This window comes from Streptomyces cucumeris (assembly GCF_024295805.1).
GTDB classification, from domain to species: Bacteria; Actinomycetota; Actinomycetes; order Streptomycetales; family Streptomycetaceae; genus Streptomyces; species Streptomyces cucumeris.
The window spans coordinates 125754-138461 of sequence record NZ_JANCLX010000021.1 but is presented as its reverse complement, the minus strand read 5'-3'; the positions used below and the strand labels follow the sequence as shown (position 1 = coordinate 138461).

Here is a 12708-nt window from a genome sequence, read left to right as displayed (position 1 = left end):
CCCCGTGGCCGGGGCCACCCGCCACCCGGGTTTGGCCCCGGCCCGCACGGGCACTTGGAGCCCTCTGGTTCCGTACGTCCGGGAGTCCCCTGTGAGCCCAGTACGTATCGTGATCGTCGGTGCCGGATTCGCCGGTTACCAAGCCGCCCGTACGCTTTCCCGCACCGTGCGTGACGCGGCGGAGATCGTCCTGATCAACCCCAATGACTACTTCCTGTACCTCCCGCTGCTGCCCGAGGTGGCCGCGGGAGTGCTGGAACCCCGACGGGTCTCGGTCTCCCTCACCGGCACCCTGCCGCACGTCCGGCTGGTGCTCGGCGAGGTCCACTCGCTCGACCTCGCGGGCCGCCGGGTCGGCTGGGAGGACCCGGAGGGCAACCGCGGCGAGATGAGCTACGACCGGCTCGTCCTCTCCGTCGGCAGCGTCAACAAACTGCTGCCGATCCCGGGCGTCGCCGAGCACGCCCACGGCTTCCGCGGTATGCCCGAGGCCCTGTACCTGCGCGACCATGTGACCCGTCAGATCGAGATGGCGGGCAACACCGAGGATCCACGGGAGCGCGCCGCCCGCCGCACCTTCGTGGTGGTCGGCGCCGGTTACACCGGCACCGAGGTGGCTGCCCACGGAGTGCTGTTCATCGACGCGCTGGCGCGGAAGAACACCGCGCTGCGCGGCACGGCACCACCCCGCTGGCTGCTCGTCGACGTCGCCCCGCGGATCCTGCCCGGACTGGACGAACGGCTGTCCCGCACCGCCGACCGGGTGCTCCGCAGACGCGGGGTCGAGGTCCGCACCGGCACCAGCGTCAAGGAGGCCACCTCCGAGGGGGTGCTGCTGGACGACGGTGAGTTCATCGACACCCGCTCCCTGATCTGGTGCGTCGGGGTGCGCCCGGACCCCCTGGTGGAGAACCTCGGGCTGGCCACCGAACATGGTCGGCTGAAGGTGGACCAGTACCTCGCCGTACCCGGCCATCCGGAGGTGCTGGCCTGCGGTGACGCCGCCGCGGTGCCCGATCTGACCCGGCCCGGCGAGGTCACCGCGATGACCGCGCAGCACGCCCAGCGCCAGGGGAGGACCGCGGCCCACAACACCCTGGCCTCCCTGGGCAAGGGCACGCCCAAGCCCTACAAACACCATGACCTGGGGTTCACGGTCGACCTCGGTGGGGTGCAGGCGGCCGCCGACCCGCTGCACATCCCGCTGTCCGGACCGCTCGCCAACGCGGTCACCCGCGGCTACCACCTGATGGCCATGCCCGGCAATCGCGTCCGCGTGGCCGCCGACTGGCTGCTCGACGCGGTGCTGCCACGCCAGGCGGTGCAACTCGGAGTGGTGCCCTCCTGGGCGGTCCCGCTGGACACCGAGTCCCCCGAGGTCGTCCGGACGGCCCGGGCGCCCGGCCGCTGACCGCCCGGCACGGAAGGAAGGAGAACCATGCGACACGAACAGCTCGGCGAGCTCGGGCAGCAGCTCCGTGTGGACTCGGTGCGCGCCGCCGCGGCGGCCGGGTCCGGCCATCCGACGTCCTCGATGTCGGCCGCGGATCTGATGGCCGTCCTCATGGGGAACCATCTGCGCTACGACTTCGAGAAACCCGAACACCCCGGCAATGACCACCTGGTCTTCTCCAAGGGCCATGCCTCCCCGCTGCTGTACTCGGTCTACAAGGCTGCGGGCGCGGTGAGCGACGAGGAACTGCTCACCTTCCGCAAGAACGGCAGCAGGCTGGAGGGCCACCCCACACCCCGGCTGCCCTGGGTGGACGTGGCCACCGGCTCCCTGGGGCAGGGACTGCCCTTCGGCGTCGGCATGGCGCTGAGCGCCAAACGGCTGGACCACGTGGCCAGCCGGGTCTGGGTGCTCATCGGTGACAGCGAGATGGCCGAGGGATCGGCCTGGGAGGCGTTCGAGCAGGCCGGGTTCGACCGTCTGGACAACCTCACCGCCGTCATCGACGTCAACCGGCTCGGCCAGCGCGGCCCCACCCGCCACGAATGGGATCTCGACGCCTACGCCCGCCGCATCCGCGCCTTCGACTGGCACACCATCGAGATCGACGGCCATGACATCGCGGCGATCGACCGGGCGTACGGCGAGGCGATGTCCACGGTCGGCCGTCCCACCGCCATCATCGCCCGCACTCAGAAGGGCCGTGGTGTGGCCGCGGTGGAGAACCGCGAGGGCATGCACGGCAAACCGCTGAAGGACCCCGAGGAGGCCATCGCCGAACTCGGCGGGATCCGGAACATGGCGGTGCCGGTGCTCGGCCCGCCCTCGGTCACCCCCACCCGCCCGACCTCCGAGGGCCCGCTGAGCCTGCCGCGGTTCAACCCCGGTGACACCGTCCCCACCCGGGACGCGTTCGGGGAGGCGGTGGCCGCCGTGGGCACCGCCCGCGGCGATGTGGTGGCGCTCGACGGCGAGGTGGGCGACTCGACCCGGCTGGAGTACTTCCAGAAGGAACACCCGGAGCGCTACTTCGAGTTCTACATCGCCGAACAGCAGCTGGTGGCCGCGGCGGTGGGGATGCAGACCCGTGGCTGGACCCCCTACGTCTCCACCTTCGCGGCGTTCTTCACCCGTGCCTACGACTTCATCCGCATGGCCGCCATCAGCCGTGCCGACCTCAACCTCGTCGGCTCCCACGCGGGGGTGGCCATCGGTGAGGACGGCCCCTCCCAGATGGGCCTGGAGGACCTGGCCGCCCTGCGGGCGGTGCACGGCAGCACGGTGCTCTACCCCTGCGACGCCAACCAGACCGCCCACCTGACCGCCACCATGGCCCGGCTGTCGGGCATCCGCTATCTGCGCACCACCCGCGGCGGGACCCCGGTCGTCTACCCGTCCACCGAGGAGTTCCCGATCGGCGGCAGCAAGGTGCTGCGCGCCACCGAGAACGACCGCGTCACCATCGTGGCGGCCGGGGTCACGGTGCCCGAGGCCCTCGCGGCGGCCGACCGGCTCGCCGAGGAGTCCGTCCCGGTACGGGTCATCGATCTGTACTCGGTCAAACCGGTGGACGCCGGGGCGCTGCGCACCGCCGCCGAGGCGACCGGCCGGCTGATCACGGTGGAGGACCACCACCCCGAGGGCGGACTGGGCGGCGCGGTGCTCGACGCCTTCACCGACGGTCGTCCCGTGCCCCGGCTGGTCCGGCTCGCGGTGCGCGACATGCCGGTCTCGGCAACCCCCGAGGAGCAGCTTCGCGAGGCCGGGATCGACGCGGACGCCATCGTGGCGGCCGCCCGCGACCTCGCCGGGGCCGCCTGACCAGGCCTCCCGGCCCCTGAGGGCCGACCCCACAACTCCATATGATCCACGCACAGCGGACGGGCCCGGGGCATCAGCGCCCCGGGCCCGTCCGCTGTGCGCGCGTCCCGCCTCTCGTACCCCGCGAGGCGACTCCCGTACGCTACTGCCCAGTTGTGTACCGGACGTCGACAAGGGGCGGGGACGATGGCGCACTTGGGCAGAACAGCGGGCGAGACGCCCCGCCGCTCGGGCACGGGCGCGGGCCTCGCGGCGGCCGCCGCACTGTGTCTGACGGCGCCGGCGGACGCGCGTCCGGCCGGGGCCTCGGACGACCGGCCCTACTCCGCCACCACATCGGTGGGCGTGCACAACGCGTACGAGAAGGACAAGTACCCGTACTTCGCCGACGCGCTCGACTCCGGTGCCGCACTGCTGGAACTCGACGTGTGGACCAACGCGTTCGGCTCCGGCTGGCGGGTCTCGCACAGCAATCCGTTCGGCAACGACAACAACTGCGCGGGCGCCGGATCCGCGGCCGAACTGCGCACCAAGGCCCGCAACCAGAGCCTGGCCGGATGTCTGGCCGACCTCAAGGCGTGGCACGACGCCCACCCCGGACACCGCCCGGTCGTCATCAAGACCGAGCTGAAGGACGGTTTCAACGGCAAGGGCGGCCGCGGTCCCGCCGATCTGGACGCCCTGCTGAGCGGCACACTGGGGGACGCCCTGCTGCGCCCCGCCGATGTGACGGGCGGCCACGCCACCCTCGACGAGGCGGTCCGGGCCGACGGCTGGCCCTCCCGCTCCGCGCTCGCGGGCAAGTTCGTCTTCGAGCTGATCCCGGGCACGGTCGAGCAGAGCAACCCCTTCGACCACCTGTGGACCGACCGCGAGTACGCCACCCACCTCCGCGACCTCGCCGCCGCCGGGAAGCTGCGGCAGGCCGCCGCCTTCCCCGCGGTCATCAAGGCGACCGCCGGTGATCCGCGCACCCGCTACGCCGACGCGGCCATCCGCCCCTGGTTCGTCTTCTTCGACGGGGACGCCGCCACCTACGTGGGCGGCGGGATCGACACCGCCTGGTACGACGACCGGCACTACCTACTGATCATGACCGACGCGCAGGGTGTGCCCCCGGCCATCGACGGCACCCACCCCACCGAGGAGCAGGCGAAGCAACGGGTGGCCCAACTCGCTGCCGGGCACGCCAGTTTCGTGACGGCCGACTGGTACCCACTGCCGTCGGTGCTGTCCTCCGTGCTGCCCCGTGGCTGAACCCGCTCCCCGGGCGCACCGCTCACCGGCCGGATCCGCCCCGCGGGTCCGGCCGTGCTCAGCCCGGCAGATCGCCCGCGCCGCCGTCGGCCGCCTCCAGCCGGAAGCCGACCTTCAGCCCCACCTGGTAGTGGGCGATCCTGCCGTTCTCGATATGCCCGCGGACCTGGCCCACCTCGAACCAGTCGAGGTTGCGGAGCGTCTGCGAGGCGCGGCTGATCCCGCTGCGGATCGCGTCGTCGACGCTCTCGGTGGACGAGCCGACGATCTCGGTCACCCGGTAGGTGTGGGACATGGCAGTCTCCCCGGTCCGTGGGGCGGTCCGATTGCTCCTCCCACCGTGCCTCACGGCGCGTCCGTGCGCGAGCCGGACGGCCGGCGCCCGGCCTCACGGAACCACGGTCACCGGCCAGCGCCCCGCCTTCACCAGCCGGACCGCCACCGAGCCGACGATCCGGTGCCCGGCCTGCTCGGAGGCGCCCACCACCACCGCGTCCGCGGTGAGCTCGTCCGCGGCCTGCACCAGACCGCTGTAGGGATCGCCGCGGAAGGTGTGGAACTCCCAGCGGACCTCGAACACCCCGCGCAGCCGCTCGGTCGCCTCCCGGATCTCCCGGACCAGCTCCTCGGCCACCTCACCGGTGGTGTCGGCGACCGCCGCGCCGAGCACCGCGCCCGCGGGCAGCACCGGCTGCACATAGACCACGGCCAGCAGCGCGTTCTGCCGTCTGGCCAGTCCGGCGGCGTACGCCGCGGCGCGCCAGGAGGAATCGGAGCCGTCCACTCCGACCAGGATGACCTTCGGGCCGTCGGTGCCACGTTCAAAAGACGCCGGGAGTTTGTCCACCACATCTGCGAGGCTAGCGCCAGGGACGGACCGGCCATCAGCCGGGCCGGGCCCGGTACGACCGCATCGCATATGACCGCCACCGTACGACAGGAGAAACAATGGGCGGCACGCACCGGGGCGAACTACTCGCCATCAGTGACCTGCACGTGGCCTACTCGGAGAACCGGGCGATCGTGGAGCGGCTGCGGCCGGGCTCCGAGGACGACTGGCTGATCGTCGCCGGGGACGTCGGCGAGATCTTCTCCGAGGTCGAGGAGACGCTGGGACTGCTGAGCGAGCGCTTCGCCAAGGTCATCTGGGTGCCGGGCAACCATGAACTGTGGACCCACCCCAAGGATCCGCTGGAGGCCCGTGGCGTCGCGCGCTACGAGGCGCTGGTGGAGATGTGCCGGGCCAAGGGCATCGTGACGCCCGAGGACCCCTACCCGCTCTGGGAGGGCGTCGGGGGGCCGCTGACCATCGCCCCGCTGTTCCTGCTCTACGACTACACCTTCCGCCTCGACGGCATCACCACCAAGGAAGCCGCCCTGGCCCACGCCCATGACTCCGGAGTGGTCTGCACCGACGAGCACTTCCTCCACCCCGACCCGTACCCCACCCGCGACGCCTGGTGCCGCGCCCGCGTCGCCGCGACCGAGGCGAAGCTGGCCGCGTGCGACCCCACCGTGCGGACCGTGCTCATCAACCACTGGCCGCTGACCCGGCTGCCCACCCGGGTGCTGCGCTACCCGGACTTCGCCCTGTGGTGCGGCACCGAGCTGACCGCCGACTGGCATGTACGGTTCCGCGCCGAGACCGTGGTCTACGGCCACCTCCACATCCCCCGCACCACGGTGGAGGACGGAGTGACCTTCCAGGAGGTGTCGGTGGGCTATCCGCGCGAATGGAAGGCGCACGGCAGGCTGCCCGAGGACCCGCTGCGCCGGGTGCTCCCGGTGCCGGTGCCATGACGGCCTCCTCCGGGGCGTGGTTCACGGCGTCTTGACGCGCCCGGCGGGTGGCGCCGTACGGTCTCGGCTGTGAACCCTGTCGAGGCGTTCCTCCCCGAGACCTATGCCACCGGCGTCCCCTACGCGCTCTTCCGCACCCTGCGCGCCACCCGCCCCGTCTGCCGGATCGAGGAGCCCGCGGTCGGCGGGTGGCCCGCGGGCCCGGGCTTCTGGGCGGTGTTCCGGCACGCGGACGTCAAACATGTGCTGCGCACCCCCGAGGTCTTCTCCTCCTGGCTGGGCGCCACCCAGATCCGCGACCCCGACACCCCGGCCGACCTCGACTTCGTCCGGGCGATGATGCTCAATCAGGATCCGCCAGGACATGTGCGGCTCCGCCGGATCGTCGCCGCCGCCCTCACCCCGCGCGCCGTACGCGAACTGGAGACGGCCATCGGGAATCGTGCGGCGGCGCTCATCGACTCCGTGGCCGACCGCGGCGAGGCCGACTTCGTCGAGCTCGCGGCCGATCTGCCGGTGTGGACCCTGGCCCAGGTGATGGGGGTCCCCGAGAGCGACCGGCGGCTGCTGTACGACTGGTCCAACCGCGTCATCGGCTACCAGGACACCGACCACGCCGGGTCCAGCACCGCCGACCCGGGGGAGCTGAGCCCCTCCGGACGCGCCGCCCTCGCCCTCCGGCCCACCCCGGCGGTCCGCCCGGACGGACGGCCGGTGAACCCGCGCTCCCGCGAGGCCCTGGCCGATATGTTCGGCTACGCCCATGCGCTGGCCGAACGGCCCCGGCCCGGCAGTGTGATGGCGCGGATGCGGGAGGCAGGGCTCAGCCGCGAGGAGTTCGAGACCATGTTCTTCCTCTTCGCGGTGGCGGGCAACGAGACACTGCGCAACGGCATCCCCGGCGGGCTGCTCACCCTGCTCGAACACCCCGGGAGCCACCGGCTGCTGCTGACACGGCCCGGACTGACCGGCTCCGCGGTGGAGGAGATGCTGCGCTTCTGGCCGCCGGTCGTCGACTTCCGCCGTACCGCCACCCGTGATGTGGAACTGGGCGGACAGCTCATCCGGCGCGGTGAGAAGGTCGTGGTCTTCCACGCCTCCGCCAATCGCGACGAGACGGTCTTCGCCGACCCCGACCGCTTCGACCCCACCCGCTCACCCAACGACCACGTCAGTTTCGGCCACGGGCCGCACTTCTGCATGGGTGCGCAACTGGCCCGCGTCCAGATGCGGGCCATGCTGCGCGCCGCCCTCGACCGGCTGCCCGGACTGCGCCTGGCCGGGGAGCCGGTGCGGCTGACCTCCAACTTCCAGAACGGGCTCAAGCGCCTCCCGTTGCGCTGGGGAACAGATCGGTGAACGGGGCGGTCGCGTCACCGACCGAGCGTCCGAAGGGATCGTCGAAGTCCCAGACCAGGAAGAGCAGAAAGACGATCAGGCTGGTGAACATCACCGACAGCATCAGCTCCCGTGGGGAGCGGCGGATCTGCAGGGTGAAGATCAGCCCCACCACCAGGGCCGCCCCCAGCGTCAGCCCGATCCAGACCACCTGGGGCATGGTCGGCCCCGCGCTCTGCTGCCGGGCGGTCCTGGCCGCGTCGGCGGCCGCCACCTCGTCCACCATGGGCTGGTACGCCTGTGACTGGAGCGCCGTCCGGGGCCGGGCATGGGTGACCTCGTGGCGCACCGCGTCCAGCAGTACCGTGCCGCGTTCGGTGAGTTCACCCTTGTCGATCATCACCTGCCACTCCTCGGACACCACGTGGTCCACGTACGCGTCGATGTCCCCACGGATCCGGTCGCGTACGGACGGCGGGTAGACACTCGCCCGCTGGCTCACCTCGTGCAGGGCCTGGGCCTCGGTACGCACCCCGTCCTGGGCGGCGCCCCGGGCCTCCCAGACCCCGGCGATGGCCAGACCGAGCACGATCGCGTAGACCACGCCGATCATCATGATCATGTAGTCGAGGACATCGGGGGTCTCGGTGGGATCGTCCTCCACGCCGAGGCGGCGGGAGTTGAGGACCGCGGCCAGTACGACGGCCGAGCAGACCCCGGCCATCACAAGCGTCAGAATCAGCCATTCGGGCATGGGTAACCTCCGGAGCGGGTCGGCAGGGCGGATCAGCCGCGCCGTCCGCCGCGTGAGGCGGAGCGTGAACGCGGGCGGAGAGCGGCGGCCGCGAGCACCGCGGGCGCCGTGAGCAGCAGGGTGAAGGTGACCAACGAGGTTCCCTCGGGGGGCTCGTCGCGGCGGGGCGGGCGATACGCCGGCGCCTGGACCGGCTCGGCCCGCGTCGGGGCGGGCGCCGGTTCGGAGGACGGCGCCGCGGGCTCACCGGGCGCGGCCGGGGAGGGCCGGGGCGGCGTGGGCCGAGGCGAGGGGGTCCGGCGGGGCGTAGGGCGCTCGGCAGCGGGCGCCGGAGCCTTCGAGGTCAGCGAGGGACTCGGCGTCGGCGTCGGGGTGGGTGTGGCCGTCGGGGTGGGCGTCGGCGAGACCGTGGGGGACGGTGTGGGAGTCGGCGTCGGCGTGGGGGTCGGAGTGGGCGTAGGGGTGGGTGTGGGCGTCGGGGTGGGCGTCGGGGTGGGCGTGGGGCAGTGTCCGTAGTGCGCGAACGCGCCGTCCGTCCCGGCCGACGCGACCGCGCACATACAGAAGCCGGGGCGGACCTCGATCCGTGCGGCCGCGTACGCCCCCTCGTCCGTCACTCCCGCCCGGACCCGGACGTCGACCGTCCGTCCGGGAGCGGGCGTGACGGACGTGTCCCCACCACCCGTTCCGTCGGCCGCGGCCGTCGCCCCCGCCGAGGCGCAGACAAGGGCCGTGACGAGGACCCCTGAACGCCATGCGCGATGCCATCGGTTCACGAGGAAGATCTTTGGCCCATCACACCGGTGTCAGCCGTGCGGCCCCGTGTTTTCGCCCGAACGGGTTACGGGGGAGGGGGGTTCACCGTGCCGGGGTTGACGTCAGGGGCGGATCCGCCCCTGACGCACCGGTCTAGAGGGCCCGCGGCTCACAGGTCGTCGAAGCCGCCGTGCCGTCCCGCGCCCGCCGCGAAGCGGGCCGCGCCGTCCAGCCCCTCGGCCAGGGTCGCCAGGCCGTGACGGAACTCCCCGGCCATCGCCTCCTCCTCCGGCAGCCCCTCCTGTTCGAGCAGCGCGGCACGGTCGCCGCGCAGACAGGTCTGCGGGAAGCGGGCGATCTCGGCGGCCAGCCGCTCCGCCGCGGCACGGGCCTGGCCCGGGGGCACCAGCCGGTTGGCGAGCCCGATGTCGTACGCCTCCCGGGCCGGTACCGGACGCCCCGTCAGCACCAGGTCCATGGCCCGGCTCGCGCCGATCAGCCGGGGCAGCCGTACCGTGCCGCCATCGATCAGCGGTACGCCCCAGCGGCGGCAGAACACCCCGAAGACCGCGTCCTCCTCCACCACCCGCAGATCGCACCACAGGGCCAACTCCAGCCCGCCCGCGACCGCGTGGCCGCTGACCGCAGCGATCACCGGTTTGGACAGCCGCAGCCGGGTGGGGCCCATCGGCCCGTCGCCGTCCTCGGCCACGCGGTTGCCGCGCTCGGTGCCGACCGCCTTGAGGTCGGCGCCGGAGCAGAAGGTGCCGCCCTCGCCCCACAGCACGGCCACCCGGGCCGCGGGATCGGCGTCGAAGGCGCGGAAGGCGTCGGCGAGGGCGGTCGCGGTCGCCCCGTCCACCGCGTTGCGGACGCCGGGGCGGGCGAGCACCACGGTGGTCACCGGGCCCGCCCGCTCGGTGCGGACCGCCGCCCCGCCCCCGTCGGAGGTCACCGCAGATCCTTGGGCCGGGCCCGCTCCAGGATCGGTCCGGTGTCGGTCCCCGGCGGCAAGGTGCCGAACGCGTGCCCCCAGTCCCCGTCCAGCCGCGAGGCACAGAACGCGTCGGCGACCGCCGGATGGCTGTAGCGCACCAGCAGACTGCCCTGGAGCACCAGGGTCATCTGCTCGGCCAGCCGGCGCGCCAGCAACTGGGCCCGCTGCGGGTCGCCGAGCTGCGGCAGCAGCGCCCGCAGCCGTGCCACGGCCGCGTCCAGCCGGGCGTCGGCCCCCGCCGCGCTCTCGACCTCGGCGAGGAACGCGTCGAGCGCGCCCTCCTCACGTCCCAGCGCGCGCAGTACGTCGAGCGCGGCGACGTTGCCCGAGCCCTCCCAGATGGACAGCAGCGGCGCCTCCCGGTACAGCCGCGGCATCCCCGAGTCCTCCACATAGCCGTTCCCGCCCAGGCACTCCAGGGCCTCGGCCGCGTGGGTCGAACCGCGTTTGCACACCCAGTACTTGCTGACCGCCAGCCCGAGCCTGCGCAGCGCCGCCTCCGACGCGTCCCCGGCCTCCGCACGGTCCAGCGCCGCCGCGAGCCGCATGGCCAGGGTGGTGGCGGCCTCCGACTCCACCGCCAGGTCCGCCAGAACGTGGCGCATCAGCGGCTGGTCGATGAGTTCGGCGCCGAACGCCCGGCGGTGCTCGGCGTGGTGCAGCGCCTGCCGCAGCCCGGTGCGCATGGCCGCCGCCGAACCGATGACGCAGTCCAGCCGGGTCATGTTCACCATCTCGACGATGGTGCGCACCCCGCGGCCCGGTTCGCCGACCCGCCAGGCCACGGCCTGTTCGTACTCGATCTCCGATGAGGCGTTGGAGTGGTTGCCCAGCTTGTTCTTCAGCCGCTGCAGCCGCAGGGCGTTACGGGTGCCGTCCGGCAGGACCCGCGGCACCAGGAAGCAGGTCACTCCCTCGTCGGCCTGGGCCAGCGTCAGGAAGACATCGCTCATCGGCGCGGAGGTGAACCACTTGTGGCCGGTGAGCACATAGGTGCCGTCACCGGCCGGGACGGCTCGGGTGGTGTTGGCGCGGACGTCCGAACCGCCCTGCTTCTCCGTCATCGACATGCCCGCGATCAGACCGCGTTTGCCGAGCGGCGCACGCAGTCCGAAGTCGTACTCCCGGGCGGCCAGCAGCGGTTCGTACGCCGCGGCCAGCTCCGGTTCCGCCCGCAGCGCGGGAACCGCGGCGTAGGTCATGGAGATCGGGCAGCCGTGCCCGGCCTCGGCCTGCGCGAAGGCGTAGAACTTGGCCGCGCGCACCAGATGGGCGCCGGAGCGGCTGTCGCGCCACGCCGCCGCGTGCTGGCCGCTCGCCACGGCCTCCGCCATCAGCTCGTGGTAGGCGGGGTGGTACTCGACCTCGTCGACCCGGTGGCCGTAGCGGTCGTGGGTGTGCAGCACCGGCGGGTGCTCCTCGGCCATCCGCGCCCGGTCCTGGACCTCGGCGGAACCAGCCCGCGCGCCCACCTCCCGGACCTCCGCCTCGCCCCAGGCGCCGCCGTCCCGGCGCAGCGCCTCCAGCAGGGCGGGGTCGTCCGCCGTGGTGAAGCCGACGAGGGGCGGGGGCTGGTTGAGGACTTCATGCGTGGGGCTCATCGCGGAACAACTCCTCGGTCGTGGCGGACTCACCGGCCTCCCGGTGCGCACCGGTCCCACCGGTGCCCTCCCGGGCGGCCTTACACTTCCATCATGCGTGATGAATAACTGTAATGGGAAGGGGGTCGGGCAGCTATAGAGTGCCCCTCAGCTATGGACGACACCGGAACCCTCGCCCTGCGGCCGCTGACCGCGCGCTCGATCGTGCTCAGTACCCTGCTCGGCCATCATCCGCCCCGGCTGCCCGTACGCGTCCTGGTCAGCGTCGGCGCGCTCTTCGGCACCGCCGAGGGCACCGTCCGGGTCGCGCTCACCCGGATGGTCGCCGCCGGTGACCTGGAACAGCGCGACGGCGACTACGCCCTCACCGACCGGCTGCTGGCCCGCCAGGCGCGCCAGGACGACAGCCGCGCCCCCCGCACCCGGCGCTGGGACGGCGGCTGGGAGATCGCCGTCGTCACCACCGACCGGCGCGCGGCGGCCGAGCGCGCCGCGCTGCGCCAGACGATGGCCGCCCTGCGGCTGGCCGAACTCCGCGAGGGCACCTGGCTGCGCCCCGCCAATCTGGTCCGCCCGCGCCCGGCCGTCGCCGCCGAGCAGTGCGGCTGGTTCTCCGGCGCGCCGGAGGGCGACCCGGTCGCGCTCGCCGCGCGGCTGTGGGACCTGGACGGCTGGGCCCGCCAGGCCCGGCTGCTGGCGGAGGCGCTGGACGGCGCGGAGGACCCCGCCGCCCGCTTCACCGTCGGGGCCGCCGTGCTGCGGCATCTGCTGGCCGACCCCGTGCTGCCCGCCCGGCTGCTGCCCGAGGACTGGCCGGGCGCGGGGCTGCGGCGCCGCTACGACGCGTTCGAGCGGGAGTTCCGCGCCCTGCTCACCCAGCACATCGGCGGCTGACCGCGCGGCCCGCGCGGGCCCGTCCGGACAGCCGCTG

The 12708-nt window shown here is 73.1% G+C and carries 12 protein-coding genes; 6 read left to right on the top strand and 6 right to left on the bottom strand.

What is annotated here, in order from left to right:
• Positions 1-91 precede the first annotated feature (91 nt).
• The 3 genes from NMK44_RS27360 to NMK44_RS27350 all read left to right on the top strand — a co-directional run bounded on the left by NMK44_RS27360 (position 92) and on the right by NMK44_RS27350 (position 4531).
• Positions 92-1411, top strand: coding sequence for an NAD(P)/FAD-dependent oxidoreductase (locus tag NMK44_RS27360; RefSeq protein ID WP_254747864.1), 1320 nt, complete (start codon positions 92-94; stop codon positions 1409-1411).
• A 27-nt stretch (positions 1412-1438) separates the two neighbouring features.
• A complete protein-coding gene (locus tag NMK44_RS27355; RefSeq protein ID WP_254747862.1) occupies positions 1439-3274 on the top strand; it encodes a transketolase in 1836 nt (611 codons plus the stop codon).
• A gap of 186 nt (positions 3275-3460) precedes the next feature.
• The gene (locus NMK44_RS27350) at positions 3461-4531 is read left to right on the top strand and encodes a phosphatidylinositol-specific phospholipase C domain-containing protein (RefSeq protein ID WP_254747860.1); all 1071 of its coding nucleotides are present in this window, start codon (positions 3461-3463) and stop codon (positions 4529-4531) included.
• Between the two features lie 58 nt (positions 4532-4589).
• Here the strand turns inward: NMK44_RS27350 and NMK44_RS27345 are convergent, their stop codons facing one another.
• Positions 4590-4826, bottom strand: a complete 237-nt coding sequence (locus NMK44_RS27345; RefSeq protein ID WP_254747858.1) for a dodecin — start codon at positions 4824-4826, stop codon at positions 4590-4592.
• A 93-nt stretch (positions 4827-4919) separates the two neighbouring features.
• Positions 4920-5381, bottom strand: a complete 462-nt coding sequence (locus NMK44_RS27340) for a universal stress protein (protein WP_254747856.1) — start codon at positions 5379-5381, stop codon at positions 4920-4922.
• A gap of 98 nt (positions 5382-5479) precedes the next feature.
• Between NMK44_RS27340 and NMK44_RS27335 the strand changes: the two genes are divergently transcribed.
• Together NMK44_RS27335 and NMK44_RS27330 are read left to right on the top strand one after the other, a co-directional pair.
• The gene (locus NMK44_RS27335) at positions 5480-6331 is read left to right on the top strand and encodes a metallophosphoesterase family protein (protein ID WP_254747854.1); all 852 of its coding nucleotides are present in this window, start codon (positions 5480-5482) and stop codon (positions 6329-6331) included.
• 69 nt (positions 6332-6400) lie between these two features.
• A complete protein-coding gene (locus NMK44_RS27330) occupies positions 6401-7690 on the top strand; it encodes a cytochrome P450 (RefSeq protein ID WP_254747852.1) in 1290 nt (429 codons plus the stop codon).
• On the opposite strand, the gene NMK44_RS27325 is transcribed toward NMK44_RS27330, so the two are convergent.
• From NMK44_RS27325 to NMK44_RS27310, 4 genes are all read right to left on the bottom strand, one after another.
• Positions 7653-8423, bottom strand: coding sequence for a bestrophin-like domain (locus tag NMK44_RS27325; RefSeq protein ID WP_254747850.1), 771 nt, complete (start codon positions 8421-8423; stop codon positions 7653-7655). The genes NMK44_RS27330 and NMK44_RS27325 overlap by 38 nt on opposite strands.
• 243 nt (positions 8424-8666) lie before the next feature.
• Positions 8667-8981: a hypothetical protein gene (locus NMK44_RS27320; RefSeq protein WP_302888679.1), complete on the bottom strand. Its 315-nt coding sequence runs from the start codon at positions 8979-8981 to the stop codon at positions 8667-8669.
• A 367-nt stretch (positions 8982-9348) separates the two neighbouring features.
• On the bottom strand, positions 9349-10134 hold the full coding sequence (locus NMK44_RS27315) for a crotonase/enoyl-CoA hydratase family protein (RefSeq protein WP_254747848.1): 786 nt from the start codon (positions 10132-10134) through the stop codon (positions 9349-9351).
• Positions 10131-11777, bottom strand: coding sequence for an acyl-CoA dehydrogenase family protein (locus NMK44_RS27310; protein ID WP_254747846.1), 1647 nt, complete (start codon positions 11775-11777; stop codon positions 10131-10133). Before NMK44_RS27310 ends, NMK44_RS27315 begins: the two co-directional genes overlap by 4 nt.
• 153 nt (positions 11778-11930) lie before the next feature.
• Between NMK44_RS27310 and NMK44_RS27305 the strand changes: the two genes are divergently transcribed.
• A complete protein-coding gene (locus tag NMK44_RS27305; RefSeq protein ID WP_254747844.1) occupies positions 11931-12671 on the top strand; it encodes a PaaX family transcriptional regulator C-terminal domain-containing protein in 741 nt (246 codons plus the stop codon).
• Positions 12672-12708: the final 37 nt, after the last annotated feature.